We start from the raw sequence: 20331 nt of genomic DNA on the forward strand, positions 1-20331 counted from the left end.
CTCGAACTCAACGTTCCTTGGAGGACTATGGCAGCCAGAATGAAGCACGCAGCGCTCGCCCTCGCGCTCTGGATGGGCGCCTTCGCAGGAGCCTGTGGCTCCAGCACGCCGCCGCCCGAGACGGCGGCCGACAAGAACGACTTCGACGGCGAGTCGAGCCCGGACGAGGGCAAGGCGACCGCCGACGCCGAGGGCGCGAAGCCGGCGAAGCCGGAGAAGGCCGCGGAGGCGCACGAGCACGAGGAGGAGCACGAGGCTCCCGCCAAGTCGACGCCGATCCAGGCGACCAAGTTCGAGGCGGATCTGAAGAAGATCGGGATCAACCTCAAGAAGATCCCCGAGCTCGAGAAGCTCCCGGCGGGGCAGAAGAAGAAGGTGATGCCGCTGCTCCAGAAGGCGCTCGGCTACGACACCTGCGAGGGCTGCCACGTCGAGGGCGACTTCAAGAAAGAGACGCGGAACATGAAGGTCGCCCGCGAGATGTGGCGCAACTTCGTGGCGCCGCTCCGCAGCGAGAGCGGCGGAACCCTCTTCTGCGACAGCTGCCACGCCGGGAACGAGCACGTCCTGAACCGCAAGGACAAGAAGGCCCTGCAGGCGTTCATGGAGGAGGAGTACGAACACAAGCTTTCTCGGGCGAACAAGGAGGACATGGAGTGCGGCACGTGTCACGGCGACGCCATGGAGACCAAGATCATCGAGAAACTCTGGAACATCCCGAAATGACGGGAGCCGCCTGGACGACGCGCGAGGCGCCGGTCCAGCAGCGGGGCACGACGGAATCCGGCGAAGCCTCATCGCCGTGCCCGTCGGACGTTCGTTAGCCGCCTTACATTTCAGCAGGAGCGGCCTCGAGGCCTGCCTGCGCTCCGATCTCGTACCAGCGTCCACTTCCATCCTGCGCCGGCGCTCGGCCGCCTCATCATCGACGACAGATCGCCATGACGGTGGGTCATGCACCGTTTTCGTACTAGATAGGCGGCATGTGCGGTGTGTTCGGAATCTTTGGCCACCCCGAGGCGGCCAACATGGCCTACCTCGGGTTGCACGCGCTCCAGCATCGAGGGCAGGAATCCGCGGGGATCGTCAGCAGCGACGGGGAGCGCCTCTTCGGCCACCGCGCCATGGGGCGGGTGCAGTCCGGCTTCTCTCCGACCGATCTCGCGACGCTGCCGGGCGATCGCGCCATCGGCCACGTCCGCTACTCCACCGCGGGCGGCTCGCACCTCAAGAACGCGCAGCCGCTCGGGGTCGACTACGCGCGCGGCTCGCTGGCGGTCGCGCACAACGGCAACCTCACGAACCATGAGGCCCTGCGCGATCGGCTCGAGGCGCGCGGCTCGATCTACCAGACCGCGAGCGACACCGAGTCGATCGTCCACCTCATCGCGATGAGCAGGAAGGAAGAGCTGCGCGACCGCATCGCGGAGGCGCTCACGCAGGTGGAGGGCGCGTACTCGCTGCTCTTCCTGACCGAGCGCGAGCTCATCGCCGTGCGCGACCCGCGCGCGATCCGGCCGCTCTGCCTGGGCGAGATGGCGAGCAGCAGCGGCGTCGCCCACGTGGTCGCGAGCGAGTCGACGGCGTTCGACCTCATCGGCGCGCGCAAGGTGCGCGACATCGCGCCGGGCGAGATGCTGATCATCAGCGCCGACGGCGTGCGCTCCGAGTTCCCCTTCGCGCAGGAGCAGCGCAAGCTCTGCATCTTCGAGCACGTCTACTTCGCCCGGCCCGACTCGACCATCCAGGGCGTGAGCGTCTACGAGGTCCGCAAGGCGTTCGGCCGGCGCCTCGCCGCCGAGCAGCCGGTCGAGCCCGGCGACGATCTCGTCGTGATCCCCGTGCCCGACTCGGGCGTGCCGGCGGCGATCGGCTTCGCCGACCGCGCGCGAGCCCCCTTCGAGATGGGGCTCATCCGCAGCCACTACGTCGGCCGCACGTTCATCGAGCCGCAGCAGTCGATCCGGCACTTCGGCGTCCGGCTCAAGCTCAACCCGAACCGGGCGGTGATCGAGGGCAAGCGGGTCGTCGTCATCGACGACTCGATCGTCCGCGGGACGACGAGCCGGAAGATCGTCAAGATGATCCGCGACGCCGGCGCGCGCGAGGTGCACGTCCGCATCTCGAGCCCGCCCACGCGATGGCCCTGCTACTACGGGATCGACACGCCTACGCGGTCGGAGCTCATCGCCTCGAGCCACTCGGTGGACGAGATCTCCAGCTACCTGACGGCCGACAGCGTCGGGTACCTCTCGCTGGAGGGCCTGGTCGAGAGCGTGCGGTCTCTCGAGGCGCGCGCCGGGGATGCCTCGGGCGCGCGGCCGTCGGCGGAGAGCTACTGCCACGCGTGCTTCTCCGGTAGCTACCCGATCGCCTTCACGCCGGCCGCGCCGAACCGGCAGCTACGGATGGTGAGCGGTTGACGCTGCCCCGCTCCGGCGCCGAGGGTCCTCCGATGACCGAGGGGACCGCCGATCACGAGAGCGCGGATCGCGCCGCCGCCTCGGCGCCGCTCTTCGCCCGCGTCGCCGACGAGGTCTCGATCTACGAGGTGAGCCCGCGGGACGGGCTCCAGAACGAGGCGGCGATGATCCCGATCGAGGGCAAGCGGCGGCTCATCGCGGCGCTCGTCGGCGCCGGTCTCCGCAGGATCGAGATCACGAGCTTCGTCTCGCCGAAGTGGGTGCCGCAGCTCGCCGACGCCGAGGAGCTCGCGCGGACGCTCCCGGCGGAGCGGGGCGTGACCTTCAGCGCCCTGTGCCCGAACGCGCGCGGCCTCGAGCGCGCGCTGGCGGTGGGCCTGCGCGAGATCGCCGTCTTCCTGAGCGCGAGCGAGGCGCACAACCGCGCCAACATCAACAAGTCGATCGACGACACCCTCTCGGTGTTCTCGGAGATCGTCCCTCCGGCGCGCGAGGCGGGCCTCGCCGTGCGCGCCTACGTCTCGACCGTGTGGGGCTGCCCGTACGAGGGCGACGTCGACCCTGCCCGGGTCGTGCGCATCGCGGAGCGGCTCATCGACCTCGGCTGCTACCAGGTCTCCCTCGGCGACACGATCGGCGTCGGCACCCCGCGGCAGACGCACGACATCGTCCGCCGCTTCCTCGACGCGATGCCGCCCGAGCGGTTCGCGCTGCACCTGCACGACACGCGCGGCACGGCGCTCGCGAACATCCTGGTCGGCCTGGAGCTCGGGGTGCGCGACTTCGACGCGTCGGTGGCGGGCGTCGGCGGCTGTCCCTACGCGCCGGGCGCGGCGGGCAACATGGCGACGGAGGACCTCGTGTTCATGCTCCACGGGATGGGCGTCCGGACTGGCGTCGATCTCGACAAGGTGATCGAGGCGGGGAACGTCGCCGAGCAGGTCATCGGCCGCCCGCTCCCGGGCAAGGTCCACCGCGCCGGCCCGTTCCGGCTGCGCCGCCAGCCGACCCGGGACTGAGCGCGGCCCAGCGGGGCGCCGGGCCGGCGTCGACCGACGCGGCGCGCCCGGCCCGCGAGGCCGCCGTCAATCGCCCGCGATGCACCCGAGGCGCGTGAAGAAGACGTGGTGCTCGCCGCCCTCGCGATCGTCGCGGAAGAGGATGCCCACGTCGCCCTCCGGCCCGAACGTCGCGACCGGGCTGATGCTGTCGCGGGGCGCGAAGGTGAGCCGCTGCTCCGCGCTGATCGGCGCGAGATCCGCGTTGACCGTGACCGCGTAGAGCTCGTAGCCGTCGTTCTGATCGCGGTCGTCCGAGTAGATCGCGAGCAGCCGATCGCCGAGCGGGCGCAGGAACGGGTACCTGGAGCGGAAGGGCCCAGGGTCCGAGATGGGCGTGGGCGGCGCGAGGAGCTCGCCGTCCTCCGAGACCGCCGCCGCGTAGATGGCCTTGAGGCTCGCCGACTTGTCGAACCACGCGATGACGTAGCGATCGCGGTTCCAGACCACCGTCGGATAGACCGCGTCGGTCTCGCCGGTCGTCAGCGTGACGATCTCCGAGCGCGGATCGAGCTCGGCGGTGAACGTCCGGAACTGGATGAAGTGCGTGGCCGCGTCGCCCGTGGACCACGCGACCCCGATGCCGCCCTGGCCGGCCGCCGCGGAGGGCGCCTCGTTGCCGAAGCCGTTCGACGCCTCCGTGAGCTGGACGTTGTCGCCGATCGGGTTGCCGTCGATGTCGATGCGCTGCGCGAACAGATCGAAGAGGCCGTTGCGCTCGTCCTGCCAGACGGGGATGAACTCGGCGTCGTTCCAGGTGAGCGTCACGTTGACGGAGAAGCCGGGCGCCTTCGAGAGCCGCCGATCCCCGCCCTCCACCTTCTGGCCGTCCTCGTCGAGGAGGGAGAAGTACACCTCGTAGTCGCCGTCGCGCCGGTCCTGCCAGGCGGCGCCGTACCGATCGCCGACCCACACGATCGGCCCGCCGGAGGCGTCGCCGTTCTTCGGCGTGATGATCTCCTCGCCCGGCGCGAGCGGCTGACCGTCGACGCTGATCATCGAGCGGTACACGTTGAAGCCCTGCGTGGTCCCGGTGTAGAGCGACGCGTACGACGCCCCGCTCCAGGCGAGCCCGCCAGAGCCGGCCGGCGCGATGTCGCCCGAGATGCGGGTCGCGTCGGTGTCGAGCGGCACGAAGCGCGCCCCGTTGTCGACCGTGCCGTCGCAGTCGTTGTCGACGCCGTCGCAGATCTCGATCCCCCCAGGGAAGGCCGCGGCGCTCGCGTCGTCGCAGTCGTCGCCGCACGCGAGCGGCTCGCCAGGGATCGTGCCGGGCAGCGCCGCGCGGAAGCCGTCGCCGTCGATGTCGAGCGTCGACGGCCCGTAGACGCACGCTCCGGTCGCGCTCTCGCACGTGTCCTTGGTGCAGGGATCGCTGTCGTCACACTCCACCGGCTCCAGCGCGACGCACTCCCCGCCGCGCCGCGGGGCCGCGCCCTCGGACGAGGGCGCCGCGCCGCCGTCGGGCTGCCCCGCCTCGAAGAGCTGGCAGAACACAGGCTTGCAGAGGTCCTCGATGCCGGGACAGTCGGCGTCCACCTCGCACTCCGGCGCGGGCGGCGGGATGTTCAGCCCCGTCCGCGCCCCGCACCCTCCTGAGAGCGACCCGCCGCCAAGAACCGTCCCGAGAAGGGCCGCCGCCAGCGCCGCCTTCCGGCGCGCGCGCCGACCCAGGGCGTACGTCGTCACAGACATCCGCCCATCCCCGCGACGTCGATCGGCTCGCACACGAACCCCGGATCGCAGTTGTCGTCGCCGCTGAGCGCGCAGAGCTCGACGCACTGGGTGCCCGAGCCGGTCACCACGCAGGCGAACCCGGCGCCGCACTGGCTGCCGCCGCTGCACGGATCGCCCTGTCCGCCTGGACCGGCCGGCGCGCAGTAAGCGCCGTAAATCTCCTGCCCGCACGGCTCGTCCGGATACTGCACGTAGATGAAGCACCCCTCTCCCGGGGCGCAAAAGTCGCTCGACTGATCGTACGGATCGCACGCGAAATCGGTGATCGGCGGCCCGGTGTCGGGACAGCCGGGGTCTTCGTACTCTTCGAGCGGATCCCTCCCCGGGTCCGAGCCGCCTCCCCCGCCGGTCGGGACGGGCGGAGCGCCGGCTTCGCCGCCGCCCCCGCCGTCTGCGGACGGATCGTCCACGATGACTGTCTGGCCGCAACCGACAGCGAGACCGAGCCCAGGGAGCAGAACGCAGAGGAGTGTCAGGAGGAGCGAGGAGCACCGTCGCATGTCGCCATGCTATCGATTCCTCGCGCGCCCGCCATGCATTTGGCAGCGATGGCAGTGTCCTGACGCCACGACGAGCGGTGGATCGTTTCCCCCAGGCTGCAATCCCACTTGCCTGTTGGCCGGCGCTCTGATGTATCTCTCAACAATGCACACGCGCAACCTGCTCACCATCGCACTCCTCGCAGCCCCCCCTCTGGCGCTCGCCCCCCTCATGGCGTGCGGCGGCGATGACGAGACGGGAGGAGGTGGAGCGAGCTCCTCCAGCACCACCTCGAGCAGCTCCGGCGAAGGCGGCGGCGGCGGTGAGGCCGGCGGGGGCGGTGAAGGCGGCGCTGGCGGCGCTGGCGGCGCTGGCGGTGGAGACGGCGGCGGCGGCGGCGTGGTCCCCGGTGAGCCCGCCGGCCACCTGCTGATCTCGGAGGTCGCCGTCAGACCTGGAGCGGGCGAGTTCATCGAGATCTGGAACCCGACCGAGGCCGAGATCGACCTCACCAACTACTACCTTTCGGACAACAGCGTTTATTATGCCATCACCACGGGTACCGCCTTCGCGCCGACAGGCAGCGCAGGGACGGACTTCCTCGTCCAGTTCCCCCCCGGGACCATGATCGCGGCGGGCGCCCGCCTCGTGCTGGCGAGCGATGACGGCTTCGAGCTCGAGTACCAGCGGTGCGCCGACTTCGCCCTGGACGAGACGCCCATCCCCTGCGAGGGGGCGGACGTGCCGCCCATGATCGCGCCCACGAACGGCGCCCTCGGAGCGCAATCCGGCGCGCTGCTCACCGACGGCGGAGAGATGGTGATTCTCTTCGAGTGGGACGGCACGGAGCGCAGCCCGCTCAAGGACGTCGATTACGTCATCTGGGGCGAGGAGCTGGGGAACTCGGCGATGGTGTACAAGACAGGCAAGACCGGTTATGCCGATGACACCGCGCGCGGCAGCCAGCGGCCGGCCGCGGCCGCCGGCAGCGGGGCGAGCATGGTCCGCTGTAGCGATCTCGAGTCCGGCGAGCTCTTGACCGAAGGCAACGGCATCAGCGGGCACGACGAGACGAGCGAGTGGCTCGACGTCAGCTTCACCGTGGCGTCCACGCCGACGCCCGGCGAAGAGAACGACTGCCCGTGAGCGCGCCCGCTCCGAGCTCGGCTCCTCGCCGCGGGGCGGCGGGAGCCCGGGCTCGGCGCGGGGCGCCTCGGACCGATCACTGCCGGGTGATCGTCACCTTCTTGATGACCGGCGGGGTGACCGGGCGTTCGCCCTTGACCTCGACGCCGGCCAGCTTGTGGACGAGCTCCTCGGGCCCGCACTCACCGAAGATGGTGTAGCCGTTGTCGAGGTGGAACGCCGCCGCGTCGGTGATGAAGAACTGCGCGGAGTTCGTGTTCTTGCCGCGGTTCGCCATGCACAGGAGCCCTGCGCGATCGTGGCTGCCGTCCTCCCAGACCTCGTCGGGGATGACGTAACCGGCCTCGCCGGTGCCGTTCTTCTTCGCGTCGCCGCCCTGGATCATGAATCCCTTGATGATGCGGTGGAAGATGGTGCCGTCGTAAGCGGGCTTCTTTTCCCACGTCCCCTCCGGCGTCTTCCAGGGCCTGATCCCTCGCGCCAGGCCGACGAAATTGGCGACGGTGATCGGGGCCTTGTCGTCCAGCAGCTTGCAGGACAGCGTGCCGAGATCGGTCTCGATCGACGCGGTCAACGTCTTCCCCGGCGGGAGCCCCTTGGTGGCGTCGTCGAGCGTCCACTTGCCCTTGACCGGGTCGTCCTCGCTGGGCTTGACCTCGGCGACCGGCTTCGCGGTGACCTTGCGCTTCTGCGGCTGAGGGCGCTCCTTCTCTGCCGTCTCCGCCTTGCCTCCGGCCAGCCCCGTCGACGCAGGCGTGGTCTTCGGCTTCGGCGCTTCTTCGGCCGTGGGCTCGGGGGTCTTCGAACATCCCGCGAGGGCCGAGAGCGTGGCGAGGGTGGCGAGGGACTGAATGGCGAGGGTTCGAGCGTTCATCGTGCGACGATTTCCCGCGTCGCGGTCCAGCGGTCAAGGACGAGCGTCGCCGTGGTAGGAAGCGGCATGAGCTCGCGCTGCGCCCTCGCGACCCGTCCGTTCACGTCCACCACGTCCGCCTCGCTGGCCATTCCCGCCGCGCTCGCCTCGCTCGTTCCCGCCCTGGGCGCGCTGCTGCTCGGGATCGCCCTTGGCGCGTGCGAGCGCCGCGTCGACGAGCCGCTCCCGCTCACGCCCAGCAGCAACGTGGGCGACGTTGCGCCGCCCGCCTCGACCGGGACGCCGCCCGCCTCGACCGGGGAGCGGGACGCCGGCCGCTGCATCCAGCCGACGCCGTCGATGCCGGAGCGGCCGTCTCCAAAGCTCACCGGCCCGGATCCGGCGTGCCCCGAGGACCCGACCGGCCCGTTCCAGCTCGCGACCGGCAAGGTGACCTTCCTCGAGGCCAAGGCCCCCGATGTCACCGTCGAGATCGCCAGGAGAGAGCAAGAGCGCTCCCGCGGCCTCATGTACAGGACGAGCATGGCGGAGAACCGCGGGATGATCTTCGTCTTCCAGCAGCGGAACAATCACTCGTTCTGGATGCACAACACGTGCATCCCGCTCGACATGCTGTTCATCGACAGCGACGGTACGATCGTCGGTATCGAGGAGAACACCCCGACGCTCAACGACTCGACCTTCGACGTCGGATGTCCGTCGACGTACGTCCTCGAGCTGAACGCCGGCTGGGCGCGGCGCCACGGCGTCGTCGCGGGCCAGAAGGTGCGGCTCGAGGGGATCTGACGCGCGCCCGAGCGGCGGCGCCTCGACCGGAGCGTCGTTTCATATCCCCGTGAACAGACCGAGCTGGCGCGGGGGAGCCGGCGGCCCGAGCGACGAGCGCGCCGCGCCGGACGGAGGGGCCGGCGGCGCCGCCGCGTCGAGGACGAGCGGCCCCCGAGGCGGCGCGGCGACGAGGCGCGTGCGCCGGCCGACGAGCGCGTCACGGGCGGCGTCGAGCGCGAGCTCGGGGCGGTTGTTGGCCTCGGAGAGGTGCATCAGCGCGACCGTGTGCGTGCCCCCGGGCAGCGCCGCGAGCAGCTCGCACGCCTGCGCGTTCGACAGGTGGCCCCGCGCCGAGCGGATCCTGCGCTTGAGGTGCTGCGGGTACGGGCCGGCCTCGAGCAACCCCGCGTCGTAGTTCGACTCGAGCATCACCACATCGCAGCCGGCGACGTGCTCCAGGAGCCCCGGAGGGACCTCGCCGAGATCCGTCACGAGCGCGGCCCGCCGCGCGCCGTCGTCGACGACGAGCGCGACCTGCGCCGCGTCGTGCGGCAGCGGCCTCGGCGAGAAGGTGAGCGCGCCAACCGCGAACGGCTCGCGCGACGAGAAGGCCCGGACGCGCTCTGGATCGCCGAGCTCCGCCGCGCGTGCAGTCGCCTCCGAGGCGTAGATCGGGATCTTGTGCTTCTTGTTGTACCTGGCGGCCACGCCGACGTGGTCGGCGTGCGCGTGTGTGATCACGATCGCGTCGGGCAGCAGCCTGCCGTCCGCGCCGCCCGCGGCCGCCGCCGAGAGGCACTGCTCGAGCACCCGCGGCCCGACGCCCGCGTCCACGAGGACCCGCGTGCCGCGGGAAGCGAACAGCGTGGCGTTGCCTCCGCTCCCGCTCGCGATGATGGTGATCTTCATACCGGGCTCCGGGACCGGACTACAGGCGGCTCTGTGACCCGTAGCGCAGGCGAGGGCTCGGCTGCAAGCGCGCCGAGCCGCGCGAAGCGCTCGCGACGGCGCTCGAACGACGCTACAGGGATCCCACTTCGTGGCGCCCTCCCCTCGCCCCGCTTCTGCCTCTTCCCCCGACACCGACGCGGAGGCGCCGCTCGCCGCGCCGCGCGCCCCGGGCGAGAACGGTGCGCCGCGCGCCCCCGGCGAGAGCGGCGGCGCGCCGCCAGGCGCGCGCGGCAAGCGGCGCCGCCGCGCCCTGATCGCGGCGCTCGTGGTCGTCGCCGTCGTCGCGGCCGCCGTCGCCGCGCTCGTCGTGCTCGGTCCTCCCGCGCTCCGCCGGCGCATCATCGCCGAGGCCCGCGCGCGCGGCGTCGCGCTCGATCCCGGGAAGATCGACGTCGATCTCGGCTCGATCGGCCTGCGCGACGGCCGCTTCTCTCTCCTCGGGGTGCGCGGGATCTCGGGCACGGTCGCGCGCGCCACAATCGAGCTGCGCGGTCTCTCGCCCGCGCGGATCGCGACGGAAGGCGTCGAGCTCACCCTCGTGGGGACCGACGCCCTGGAGGATCTGCCTGCGTGGGTCGCGCAGTACGGCCCGCGCGCGGCGGCGCTGCCGCTCACCACGGGCCGCGTCCGCCTGGGTCTCCGGGATCACGAAGGCGGACCGGAGGTGCTCGCGCTGGCCGACGGCGCCCTCGAGCGGCGCGCGGCCGCCCCGGTCGAGGGCGCCGCCGCGCCGCCCGGCGCGCCGCGGCCGGAGCTCGGCGTCCTGAAGCAGGCTCGCGTGCTCGTCGCCGGCAAGGAGATCGCGCGCACCGACATCGCCTGGTCCATCGGCGCAGCGTCGATCACCCTGGGCCTCGGCGGCGAGGACCTCGTCTCGGCGCCGCTCAGGGCCGAGCTCCGGCCGCGCCCCTCGCCGAGCGCCTCGATCGAGCTCGCGCCGACGCCGCTCTCCACCGTGGGCGCGCTCCTCGGCGTCGACGTCGGCGCCTCGACGATGGTCGTCGCCGGAACGCTCGCGCTGCGGCTCGCGGATGGGGCGGACCGGACCGCCCTGTCCAAAGCGCCGCTCGAAGGGCCGATCGCGCTCACGGTCAAGGGCTTCACCCTGCCCCACCCCAAGGAGCTCGACGGGCTCCTCTTCGGCAACACCACGACCGTCAAGGCGGACGCGCGCCTCTCTGCGGACCGCCAGCGCGTCGCGCTGAGCGGCGTGGAGGTCGCCGCCGGCGCGCTGAAGCTCAAAGGAACGGGCACCGTCGAGCGCAACGGCGCGGACGCCGCGATCGGGATGGATCTATCTGGATCCATCCCATGCTCGCTCCTGGCTGGCTCTGCCGCGATGTCGCACCTGACCGGCGCCGTAGGGCTGCTCGCGCGCGACCTGGTGGGCCGCGCGCTCGCGGGCTCGGTGGCGGTCCAGGTCCGCGTCGACGCGCGCGCGAGCCGGCTGACCGCCGCGCGTGTCACACCGAGCGCGATCCTCCGATGTAAGCTCCGCTTCTAGCGCGTCGCTCGGCCGCGCCGGGTCCCGCGACCCGGAACCGAGAACCCGAATCCCGGGAGGAGAGATCGGTACGGCACCAACGAAGCGAACAAGCCGTGGAATTTTCTCTTCCTGGCGTTCAAGGTACCCCGCTCGCGGCTCGACGGTTGATATGCTTTTTCCCGGCGCTGACGCGTCCGAGCACCGCTGTCGCGCGTTGCCGCCCTCTGCGGGTGAACTCCGTCCGAGCGCCACGAGGATCGATGAGGGAGGAAGGCGGAGGACGAATGTCGATGTCGAGGACGATCTGACGCGATGAACCACGGCGCGGAGCACGGGAAGCGCGGCGCACGCTCGACGCGCGACGGCCGCTCTGACACGTTGTCCGATGAGGAGCCCGCAATGCGCTCTGGAGCTCTCCCTCTCGCCGCTCGGCTCACCTCGCAGCTAGGGCTCGTGGCGTTCTTCAGCGCTGCCTGCGACGGCGGTCTCGGCGCCGGCATGGACGACGCCCCAGGCGGCGGGGGCGCGGCGGCGGCGTCGTCCTCCTCGTCGGCGTCCGTGACATCGGGCGGAGGCAGCGGCGCGGGAGACGGCGGGGGCCCCGGAGAAGGCGGCGGCGGGGGAGGCAGCGACGGAACCGACGAGCAGGACTTCCCTCTCGACACGACGCCCCCGGCGCCCTGCCCGCCCGACATGGCCGAGGTCCAGGGATACTGCATCGATCGCTTCGAGGCGCCGAACGTGGAGGGCGCCCTGCCGCTCGTCATGGAGAGCGCCGTCTCGGCGCGCGCCTGGTGCGAGGAGCGCGGAAAGCGCCTCTGCACCGAGGACGAGTGGGACACGGCGTGCCAGGGCCCCGAGGCGTTCGTCTATCCGTACGGGAACACCCACGAAGCGGAGCGCTGCAACGACAGCAAGACGTGGAGAGCGCCCGACGAGGGCGCGCTCGGCTCCTGGCCTTCCGACGAGGCGCTGGCCGAGGTCCAGGCGCTGTACCAGGCCGAGCCGAGCGGCTCGCGACCCGGGTGCGCGAGCCCGTTCGGCGTCCACGACATGACGGGGAACGTCGAGGAGTGGGTGGTGCGCACCCGATACCACGTCAACGAGTATCCTCACGTCCTCAAGGGCTGTTACTGGTCCGGCTGCTTCGGCGGCGCGAAGCCGCGGTGCGGCTCCACGAACCCGGCGCACGGGGACGGGTTCCGCTACTACGAGACCGGCTTCCGGTGCTGCCGTGACGTCGAGTGAGCGAGCCGGCGGCGACGATCCGGCCCTCCGGCCCACACGCGCGCGGCTCGAGGGCGCGGCGCGCAGCGGGCGTTCGGCGCGACCGCAGGCGGCGCGGCGCGGGTGACGGACGCGAACCCGCGCCGAGGCCTCGCGGCAGGTGTCCTGAACGAACCGCTTCCCCTCGGTTCGGCCGCACGCTAGGGCACCGTGAACGGTGCTGACCTTACCGAGAGAGCCTCGCCCCAGCCTTGACCTCGTGAAGGACGCGATCGGGGCGTTCGCGCTCAAGGGCCGCGGGCGCGCCCGCCCGGACGATCTCGACGCGCGCGACCCGGCGTTCATCGCCCGGGTGCTCCCGCTGCTCGGCTTCCTCTACGACGACTACTTCCGCTGCGAGACAGAGCTCGAAGAGCAGCTGCCCGACGGCCCCTTCCTCGCCGTGAGCAATCACAACGCGATGACGGGAATGCCCGATATGTACTGCCACATGACGGCGTTCTGGCGCCTTTATGGGCCCTCGCGGCTGTCCTACGGGCTGATGCACGATCTCCCGTTCAACGTCCCGAAGGCCGGCGCCTGGCTCAACGCCTGCGGCGCCATCGCCGCGAGCCCGGAGAACGGGCGGCGAGCGCTCGCCCGGGGCGCGGCGGTCCTGGTCTTCCCCGGCGGCGATCTCGACGCGTGCAAGCCCACCTCGGCGCAGTACACGATCCGCTTCGGCCGGCGCCGCGGCTTCGTCCGGCTCGCCATCCGCGAGGGCGTGCCGATCGTGCCGATCGTGAGCGTGGGGGCGCACCAGTCCCTCTACATCGCCACGGATGGGAGCAGGCTGGCCAGGTGGCTCCGCCTCCCCGAGCTCGCGCGCTCGAACGTCGCGCCGCTCGGCCTCGCCTTGCCGTGGGGGCTCATCGCCGGCATCCCGATCCCCCATGTGCCCCTGCCGGTGAAGATCCACACGAGGGTGCTCCGCCCGCTGCACCTGGGGCTCCCGAGAGAGGCCGCGAGCGACCCGGACGAGGTCGAGCGCGCATTCGCGCGGATCGTCGAGCGCATGGAGGCCGGGCTGGACGAGCTCCGCGCGGCGGGCAGGCACGGTCTCTTCCCGCGTGGTTGATGGGCCGCGCGGTTGATGGGCCGCGCGGTTGATGGGCCGCGCGGTTGATGGGCGGCGTGGTTGACAGGCGAACCGCAGGAGAATGGCGGCGCCGTGGCGTGCAGTGACGTCCGGAGCGCGCCCATGGCCCGAGCGGGCGGCGCGCGGCGCTCCAAAACCAGCGGACGCGCGACAAAGGGCGCTGGGCCTCGCGCGGCGCTCGGAAAACCGAGTCCGTTCATGTAGGCTTGAACGCCAGCCGTGACCCCCGACCGCACCGCGCAGCTCCTCGCACCGCTGGCCCAGCCGGGAGAGCTCATCGCAGCCAAGTACCGCGTCGAGCGGGTCGTGGCCATCGGCGGAATGGGCGTCGTGCTGGCGGCGCGCAACGAGGATCTCGACCAGAAGGTCGCCATCAAGATCCTGCGCCAGGACGCCCTCGCGAACCAGGAGGCCGTCACGCGCTTCCTGCGGGAGGCGCGGACGGCGGCGCGCCTGTCGGGCGAGCACGTCGCGCGCGTGTTCGACGTCGGCACCACCGAGACCGGCGTGCCCTTCATGGTGATGGAGTTCTTGACCGGGCTCGATCTCCAGCAGGTCATCGATACCCACGGTCCGCTGTCCATCCAGGACGCTGTCGATTACGTACTGCAGGCGCTCGAGGCCGTGGCCGAGGCGCACGCGGCCGGCGTCGTCCACCGGGACATCAAGCCTTCGAATCTGTTCCTCGCCGAGCACGCGGACGGCACACGGCACATCAAGGTCCTCGATTTCGGCATCTCGAAGGGGCAAGGCCTCGACTCGCCCGCGGAGCCGGGGCTCACGTCGACGAAGCAGGTGATGGGCTCGCCCGGGTACATGTCGCCCGAGCAGATGATGGCGCCGAGGACCGTCGACGGGCGCGCCGACGTCTGGTCGTTCGGTGTGCTGCTCTACACGCTGGTGACGGGCGAGCCGCCATTCCAGGGCGAGACGGTCGCCGCGGTGATGGCGAACATCCTGCACCAGCCGGTGCCGCGGCTCCGCGACAAGCGCAGCGACGCGCCGGCCACGCTGGAGCGGATCGTCTCGCGCTGCCTGGAGCGCGACGTGAGCGAGCGGTACGCCAACGTCGGCAAGCTCGCGCAGGCCCTCGAGCCGCTCGGGTCGAGCTTCGCGAAGCTCTCGACCTCGCGCATCCAGAGCGCGATCGGCGCGGCGTCGCCGGCCGGACAGACGTTGCTCAACTCGAGGGCGGCCGAGGACAGCGACAGGCTGTCCGGCGCGTCATGGTCGCACACGAGCAACCGGCGCCGCTCGCGGCGCAGGCTGCTCGTCGCCGCCGGCGTGGCCGCGTTGCTGACCAGCGCGGCCGGGGCGGGCGTGTGGCTGGTCGCGAGCGTGCGCGTGGCGTCGCAGGCGCCGAGCGCCGCCGTGTCACAACAGCCCGAGCGCGCCGCGGTCGACGCGCTCGGGCCCGAGTCCCCCGCTGCAGCGCCGGGCGCTCCGGCCGCGACCGCCAGCGCCACGACCGAGGCGTCGAGCCCGGCGGCGCCGCCGGTCCCTGCGCCGAGCGCGGCTCCCACGGGCAGCGCTGCGGCCGACGCGCGCCCGAAGGCGACCGCCTCCGGAGCGCCGCTCAAGCCGGGCCACCCGCCGAGACCGCCGAGGTCGACCAGCGAGGACGAGATGCTGAGGAGCCGCCATTGAGATCGTTACGAGCGCGACACGCGGGCGCATGGCTCGCGCTGCTCTGCGGGACCAGCCTGACCTCACCGCTCCTGGCGCAGCCGACCGCGGCGGACAAGGCGCTCGCCGAGGGGCTGTTCCAGGACGGCAAGAAGCTCATGGACGAGGGCAAGCTCCAGGAGGCCTGCCCGAAGCTCGCAGAGAGCCAGCGCGTGGATCCCACGGTCGGGACGCTACTGAACCTGGCGGTCTGCCACGAGAAGGAGGGCAAGACGGCCAGCGCATGGGCCGAGTTCACGGAGGCGTCCTCGCTCGCGGCGAGCGCCGGGCAGCAGGATCGCGCCCAGTTCGCGGCCAAGCGCGCGTCCGAGCTGGAGGCCAGGCTGACGCGTCTCGTCCTGGACGCGGCGCAGGCGACGCAGGCGGCTCCTGCGATGACGATCACGCTGAACGGCAAGGAGCTGAGCGCCACCGCGGCCACGGGCTCGGGCATCCCCGTGGATCCGGGCACGGCGACGGTCGAGGCCAAGGCGCCGGGCAAGCAGCCCTGGTCGCAGCGGGTGACGCTCGACCCCGGGCCCAGCACGACGCGGGTGACCATCCCGCCGCTCGCGGACGTCGCCGTTCAGGGGGCGAAGGCGGCTCCCCCTGCCCCGCCGCCTGCCCGTCCGGAGGCCGCGAAGCCCGAGGCGACCGGCAACCCGATGCGCGCGCTCGGCTTCGTCGCAGGCGGCGTCGGGATCGCCGGGATCGGCGTGGGGGCGGTGTTCGGGGTGCTGACGATACGGAAAGCGGGGGATGTCGAGGAGGGGTGCAGCGGCAGCTTCCGCTGCAGCCACGCGGACGTCGAGGCGAACGAGAGCGCCCGGACGACCGCGATGGTCTCGAACATCGCGGTCGGCGCCGGGCTTGTGTGCCTCGGGGCCGGCCTCGCGATGGTGCTGATGTCCCCTCGTTCGCCGGAGCAGGCTGCCACGGTCGAGCGCGTGTGGGTCGCGCCCAGCGTCGCTTCGGACGGGGGGACCGTGGTGCTCGGAGGCCATTGGTGATGCGAAGCTCGAAGTGCTCTGCCGTGACGCTGGCGCTCGCCGCGCTCGCGCCGGGCCTCAACGGCTGCGCCGAGATCGCGGGGCTCGAGGATCGCCAGGTGATCCAGCTGATGACGATCGCCGAAAACCAGGCGGACCCTCGCGCCATCGCGCTCGACGAGGAGGCGATCTACTGGATCAACAGGGGGAATGACGGGAGTCAGGGGAGCTTCACGGGCGGCGCGCTCCGGAGGCAGATCAAGGATGACTGGGCGGTCATCGATCTGCTCGGGCCTTCCAACGAGGTGCCCGACGCGATCGCGCTGGACGCGACTCACGTCTACTGGTCGAGCACCGACGCCGCCTTCCAAGGCGACTGCGACCCCGACGCGGGGGATACCCGAGACAAGCTGCTGAAGCTACCGAAAGCAGCACCGATTCCCGCCGCTGGCGGGGAGATGCTGTGGGGTAGCTGCGGCGCCGCAAGCGCGATCGCGCTGAGCACCGACAACGTCTACAGCGCTCGGCCGAACGCCAACCGCATCACCTCGGTGTCCAAGCAAGGCGGCAGTCGAACGAATCTGACGGAGGGCGGCGAGCCGCTCTACGTCGTGATCGACGGCTCCCTCGTCTACTGGACCGATCCCAAGAACAAGACGCTCTCGGTCATCGATATCAGCGGTGATGCCCCCAAGAAGGAGCTCTTCTCGGAGCTCGAACCGCCGGGGCTGCTCGTGCTGGATGAGGCCAACCTCTACTGGCTCCACGGGAACAACGTCATGCGGTTTCCGCGGAGCGGAGCGGACGGAGACGCCGCAGTGCTCCTCCTCGACAAAGAGCTGCCGAGCCCTCCCGCCGGGATCGCGACGTATGGGGACTACCTTTACATCACCGTCCAGGAGGCAAAGAGCGTCTACCGGCTCCGCAAGGACGGCGCCGGCGGTCCGCAAGAGATCGCGGCGAATCAAGAGGGCCCGACGGGCATCGCCGCGGACGGGACGGGCGTCTACTGGACGAACTCCGGTTCGGGACAGATCGTCCGCTTCAACGACGAGTGACGCGCAGCCGCCGGCCTGGCGGTCGCCTTGCGCGGACCGCTGGGTCCTCCTGGGCTCAATCGATCTGCAGGTGGTAGTGGGGCGGCCGCGACTCCTCGAGCGCGAACACGCCCCCGACCTCGTCGACCCCCTCGAGGAAGGCGCGCTTCTCCGCGGGTGTCATGTCCCGGTTCCGGATGTCGACGGCGCCCTCCCGGAGGTGCGCCGAGATGAACACGCCGCGATCGATCTGGGCGCGGATCACCCGCTCGAGGGCGGCGATCATGGCCTCCGGCGGGTGCTCGGCCGAGCGCCCCTCCTCGTAGGCGCTCTTGATCTCGCGCGCCGCCGTCTTGTCCTTGTAGAGGCCGAGGACATCGGCGCCGTGCCGGAAGAGCTCGTGCATCGCCTCGGCCTGCCGCGCGGGATCCCGCGTGCCGCTCGTGACCACGAGCTCCTTTCCGGTCCGCCGGAAGTAGGCGGACGCGATCTCCGCGACCTTCTGCTCCACGACGGGCGCGAGCTCGACGCCAGGCAGGACCACGTAGCGGCGCTCCTCGTCGGCCTCCGCCGGCGTCGCGCCGGGCGCCGGAGCGCGCGCGGGCGGCTCGGCGTCGGGGGGCTCGTCCTCGTCGCTCTCCTGGACGTGCAGCGAGAGCACCCGGGCCGTGGGACCGTCGGGGACCCAGAAGCCGAACCACCCTACCTGCGCGCCGGGGGCGGGGGCGGTCGCCGGCGGGCGTGGCGTCCCGACAGGCTCGGGCGCCGGCGCGGCCCGGGAGACGCAGCCTCCCGCAGCGAGCGCGAGGGCGATGACGGCGGCGCGGCGAGCGCCCTGGAGAGCGGAGGAGCGCGAGCACAACATGCGAGCCACGGGCGCCTCCTACTTCGTGATCGTGAACGAGGCGCGCGCGAGCTCCTTGCCCGCCGCGTCGCTGACCGTCACCGACCAGAGCCCCGCCGCGCGCGCCTTCCTCGTGGCAGCCCACGTACGGAAGCGCCGCTGCGCGCCGACCGCGAGGGGGATGCGCAGCGGCGCGCTGCCATCGGGCGGCGTGAAGGCGACGCTGATCTCCGAGGTGGCCTGGTCCTTGTTCGAGAGCTCGACGAACGCGTAGAGGCGGTCGATCTCCGCGCTCGCGAACGAGGTCGCCGGCTCGATCGGCTCGCGGCCGGCGATGCCCTTCGAGACGACGAGCCGCATCACCTGGAGTTCGGGCGCCCGAGCGGCGCCCTCTCCCACGCCACCCTGCGCCGCGCCCGCGGCGGTGCGCGCCTCCTGAGCCGACCCCGACCTGCGGCGACGCTCCCGCGCCGGGCCGCGGGCGGGCGACGCGTCCGCCGCGTCGAGGCGGTCGGCGTCGCTGCGGCCCTCGTCCGCGGCAGCGCCGCTCACGGCGGCCCGGATCGGCACCGCCGCGTCCGATCGCGCCTCGCCCGCCGCCGCCGCGCTCGCCTGCCCCTCGGACCCGCCGCCCGGCCTCCCCTCCGCCGCGCGGCTCAGCGCGGGAAGCTCTTCCCGGGAGATCCGCGCGATCGCCTCGCTCGGATCGCTGCAACCGAGCCCCGCCCCGCCGAGAGCAGCGGCGACGAGCGCCAGGACCATGGTTTTCCGTGTCGTTCCCCGGGTGTCCACACCGACGAGGTGCCACGATTCAGCGGAGGGGGCGAAAAAACGGCAACCCGACGGCCAGCGACCCAGCGGCGCGCGCCAGACTCACGAGGGCTCGTCACCGCACGCTGGACGTGGGGTCCGGGACGCAGCCATCCCGAGGCTCCGAGCTCTCATCAGGAAATCCCTGAGATGTGGCAGCACCGCGTCGCGATGTGCCGGCGCTCCGATGGGAGCGCACGTCCGCAAGGCGCCTCGCGGCGCTCCGGGTCAGTGCTTCGGACGGGACCGGCGCGGACCGTTGGTCGACTCGCCCTCTGGCGTCGTGGCGAAGCTGGTGATCGCGCTGTCTTCGATCATCAGGATGAGCAGGCCCCCGCTCGCGCCTCGTGCCGTCCTCGCCCGGGATCCCTGGCTTGTCTCCCGCGACGGGTGGTCCGAGCTCTCCGCTGAGATCCGCTTCATCTCCAACTCCTTCAAGACTTCAGTCCTGCTGTCAACGCCCCGGCCGTCTGACCTGCGTGGACTTCCGTGCACCGCGTCTGGGGCGAAAACTGAACCGGGCGCGAGAACGCCAATGTTCGCAGAATAGTCACGGATCCGACTGAAAATCACCTGGAAAGCGCCACGCCCGGGCGAGTTCTTTCCGGCAGAGGCTCAGGCGTCGCTCAGGTGTCTGTTTTCGTTTCAACTGGGATCTATTGGGATTTCATCTGGATTTCCGCGGGAGGTCACGCGGCAGCGCGACAGGGATTCAGCGGCGGCCGAAGCCGGACAGCTGGCGGGTTGCGGCCACCACCTCGTCGCAATCGATACAGCGCATGAGCCCGTCGACGAGTTCCATGCTACCGAGGCTGCCGCACTCCGGGCAGCGGTTGGCGAGCTGGTGCTTGCTCTCCTCGCAGAGCCGGCTCTGCTCCGCCTCGGCCTCCGCCTCGACACGGAAGATCTCGGCCGGCGTGCGCGCCTCTCGCTTTCGGTCGTCCATGGCGCGCAACGTATCATGTGCTCGGCGCGCGCCGCGAGCGCCGCGCTCGCAGCCGCTCGGCCTCTCGCTCGCTCACCGCGCGGACTCGATCATGCTCCGGAACGCCGACCGCGCCGACTGCACGGTCTCGTCAGGCCCGACGATCCTGAAGAACCAGTTTCCGCGATCCGGCGTCCTCACCGCCGCGCCGACGAGCCGGTAGTTGTCCTTCACCATCTCCACGGGCGATCGCTTGCGAGCGCCGGACTGCGGCCCGAGCGCGATCTTGTAGGTGCCGGCCACCTCGACCAGCTCGACCGGCATGCCGCGCACCTCGAGCGACGCGCGCCTGGCCTTCGCCCCGACGTCGCCATCGAACTGCGCGAACCACTCGTTGAAGCGCGCGTCGACGTCTCCGTTGCTCCCCGGACCGAACGAGAGGACCTGCACCTCGGCGTCCTCCTTGTCGTTCGCCGCCCTCGGCACATTGTAGAGGGCCTTGCGCGGGCCGGCGCGCGGCACGTCGAGCGCAGCCCAGCTCCCCGGAACGTCCCACGCGAGCAGCGCGGCGGATGGCGCGCTGGAGACGGCCGGCGGCGGCTCCGGCTCCGCCGGGGTCCTCGAGCAGGCCGAGACCGCGAGCGCCATCATCGCCGCTCGAGCGAACGACACCCGGCGTGGGAGCATGGGGGCGGTTCTACCACCGCGCCCTCCATCGAGGCGCAGGATTTCGATACCCCGCGCGGCAGGGAACCGCGATCCTCTCCTCCGGC

20 protein-coding genes are annotated in these 20331 nt (G+C 71.6%); 11 read left to right on the top strand and 9 right to left on the bottom strand.

Features of this window, described 5'->3' with window-relative positions; genetic code table 11:
- Positions 1-39 precede the first annotated feature (39 nt).
- The 3 genes from WME73_RS24155 to WME73_RS24165 all read left to right on the top strand — a co-directional run bounded on the left by WME73_RS24155 (position 40) and on the right by WME73_RS24165 (position 3442).
- Complete coding sequence (locus WME73_RS24155; RefSeq protein WP_437917196.1) at positions 40-726, top strand: hypothetical protein; 687 nt, start codon at positions 40-42, stop codon at positions 724-726.
- Between the two features lie 257 nt (positions 727-983).
- Entirely contained in the window at positions 984-2423 is a 1440-nt protein-coding gene (purF, locus tag WME73_RS24160) for an amidophosphoribosyltransferase (RefSeq protein WP_437747736.1), read from the top strand.
- A gap of 32 nt (positions 2424-2455) precedes the next feature.
- Entirely contained in the window at positions 2456-3442 is a 987-nt protein-coding gene (locus WME73_RS24165; RefSeq protein ID WP_437747737.1) for a hydroxymethylglutaryl-CoA lyase, read from the top strand.
- 66 nt (positions 3443-3508) lie between these two features.
- Here WME73_RS24165 and WME73_RS24170 read toward each other — a convergent pair whose 3' ends face one another.
- Complete coding sequence (locus tag WME73_RS24170; protein ID WP_437747738.1) at positions 3509-5176, bottom strand: putative metal-binding motif-containing protein; 1668 nt, start codon at positions 5174-5176, stop codon at positions 3509-3511.
- A complete protein-coding gene (locus tag WME73_RS24175; protein WP_437917197.1) occupies positions 5167-5718 on the bottom strand; it encodes a hypothetical protein in 552 nt (183 codons plus the stop codon). The genes WME73_RS24170 and WME73_RS24175 overlap by 10 nt, the downstream gene beginning before the upstream one ends.
- 145 nt (positions 5719-5863) lie before the next feature.
- Between WME73_RS24175 and WME73_RS24180 the strand changes: the two genes are divergently transcribed.
- Positions 5864-6844, top strand: coding sequence for a lamin tail domain-containing protein (locus WME73_RS24180; RefSeq protein WP_437917198.1), 981 nt, complete (start codon positions 5864-5866; stop codon positions 6842-6844).
- Positions 6845-6920: 76 nt separating this feature from the next.
- Here the strand turns inward: WME73_RS24180 and WME73_RS24185 are convergent, their stop codons facing one another.
- On the bottom strand, positions 6921-7718 hold the full coding sequence (locus tag WME73_RS24185; RefSeq protein ID WP_437747741.1) for a peptidylprolyl isomerase: 798 nt from the start codon (positions 7716-7718) through the stop codon (positions 6921-6923).
- 66 nt (positions 7719-7784) lie between these two features.
- On the opposite strand from WME73_RS24185, the gene WME73_RS24190 reads away from it, so the two are divergent.
- Positions 7785-8504 carry a DUF192 domain-containing protein gene (locus tag WME73_RS24190; RefSeq protein ID WP_437747742.1) on the top strand — a complete coding sequence of 240 codons (720 nt, stop codon included), beginning with the start codon at positions 7785-7787 and terminating at the stop codon, positions 8502-8504.
- 39 nt (positions 8505-8543) lie between these two features.
- Here WME73_RS24190 and WME73_RS24195 read toward each other — a convergent pair whose 3' ends face one another.
- Positions 8544-9395, bottom strand: coding sequence for an MBL fold metallo-hydrolase (locus WME73_RS24195; protein ID WP_437747743.1), 852 nt, complete (start codon positions 9393-9395; stop codon positions 8544-8546).
- Between the two features lie 130 nt (positions 9396-9525).
- Here WME73_RS24195 and WME73_RS24200 point away from each other — a divergent pair, with 130 nt between their 5' ends.
- The 6 genes from WME73_RS24200 (at position 9526) to WME73_RS24225 (ending at position 17000) form a co-directional block, all read left to right on the top strand.
- Positions 9526-10941: a hypothetical protein gene (locus WME73_RS24200; protein ID WP_437917199.1), complete on the top strand. Its 1416-nt coding sequence runs from the start codon at positions 9526-9528 to the stop codon at positions 10939-10941.
- A gap of 381 nt (positions 10942-11322) precedes the next feature.
- Positions 11323-12171: a formylglycine-generating enzyme family protein gene (locus WME73_RS24205; protein ID WP_437917200.1), complete on the top strand. Its 849-nt coding sequence runs from the start codon at positions 11323-11325 to the stop codon at positions 12169-12171.
- A 238-nt stretch (positions 12172-12409) separates the two neighbouring features.
- Entirely contained in the window at positions 12410-13267 is an 858-nt protein-coding gene (locus WME73_RS24210; RefSeq protein ID WP_437917201.1) for a 1-acyl-sn-glycerol-3-phosphate acyltransferase, read from the top strand.
- A 240-nt stretch (positions 13268-13507) separates the two neighbouring features.
- Entirely contained in the window at positions 13508-14935 is a 1428-nt protein-coding gene (locus tag WME73_RS24215; RefSeq protein ID WP_437873636.1) for a serine/threonine-protein kinase, read from the top strand.
- Positions 14932-15963: a hypothetical protein gene (locus tag WME73_RS24220; protein ID WP_437917202.1), complete on the top strand. Its 1032-nt coding sequence runs from the start codon at positions 14932-14934 to the stop codon at positions 15961-15963. Before WME73_RS24215 ends, WME73_RS24220 begins: the two co-directional genes overlap by 4 nt.
- Entirely contained in the window at positions 15963-17000 is a 1038-nt protein-coding gene (locus WME73_RS24225; protein ID WP_437747749.1) for a hypothetical protein, read from the top strand. Before WME73_RS24220 ends, WME73_RS24225 begins: the two co-directional genes overlap by 1 nt.
- A 55-nt stretch (positions 17001-17055) precedes the next feature.
- Here the strand turns inward: WME73_RS24225 and WME73_RS24230 are convergent, their stop codons facing one another.
- The 5 genes from WME73_RS24230 to WME73_RS24250 form a co-directional block, all read right to left on the bottom strand.
- On the bottom strand, positions 17056-17844 hold the full coding sequence (locus tag WME73_RS24230; protein ID WP_437917427.1) for a hypothetical protein: 789 nt from the start codon (positions 17842-17844) through the stop codon (positions 17056-17058).
- Between the two features lie 18 nt (positions 17845-17862).
- Positions 17863-18585, bottom strand: a complete 723-nt coding sequence (locus WME73_RS24235) for a DUF2914 domain-containing protein (protein ID WP_437747750.1) — start codon at positions 18583-18585, stop codon at positions 17863-17865.
- Positions 18586-18861: 276 nt separating this feature from the next.
- Positions 18862-19056, bottom strand: a complete 195-nt coding sequence (locus WME73_RS24240) for a hypothetical protein (RefSeq protein WP_437747751.1) — start codon at positions 19054-19056, stop codon at positions 18862-18864.
- A 289-nt stretch (positions 19057-19345) separates the two neighbouring features.
- Complete coding sequence (locus WME73_RS24245) at positions 19346-19579, bottom strand: hypothetical protein (protein ID WP_437555038.1); 234 nt, start codon at positions 19577-19579, stop codon at positions 19346-19348.
- 72 nt (positions 19580-19651) lie between these two features.
- Positions 19652-20245, bottom strand: a complete 594-nt coding sequence (locus WME73_RS24250; protein ID WP_437917203.1) for a hypothetical protein — start codon at positions 20243-20245, stop codon at positions 19652-19654.
- Positions 20246-20331: the final 86 nt, after the last annotated feature.

The organism is Sorangium sp. So ce302 (genome assembly GCF_051530145.1).
Taxonomy (GTDB): domain Bacteria; phylum Myxococcota_A; class Polyangia; order Polyangiales; family Polyangiaceae; genus Sorangium; species Sorangium cellulosum_B.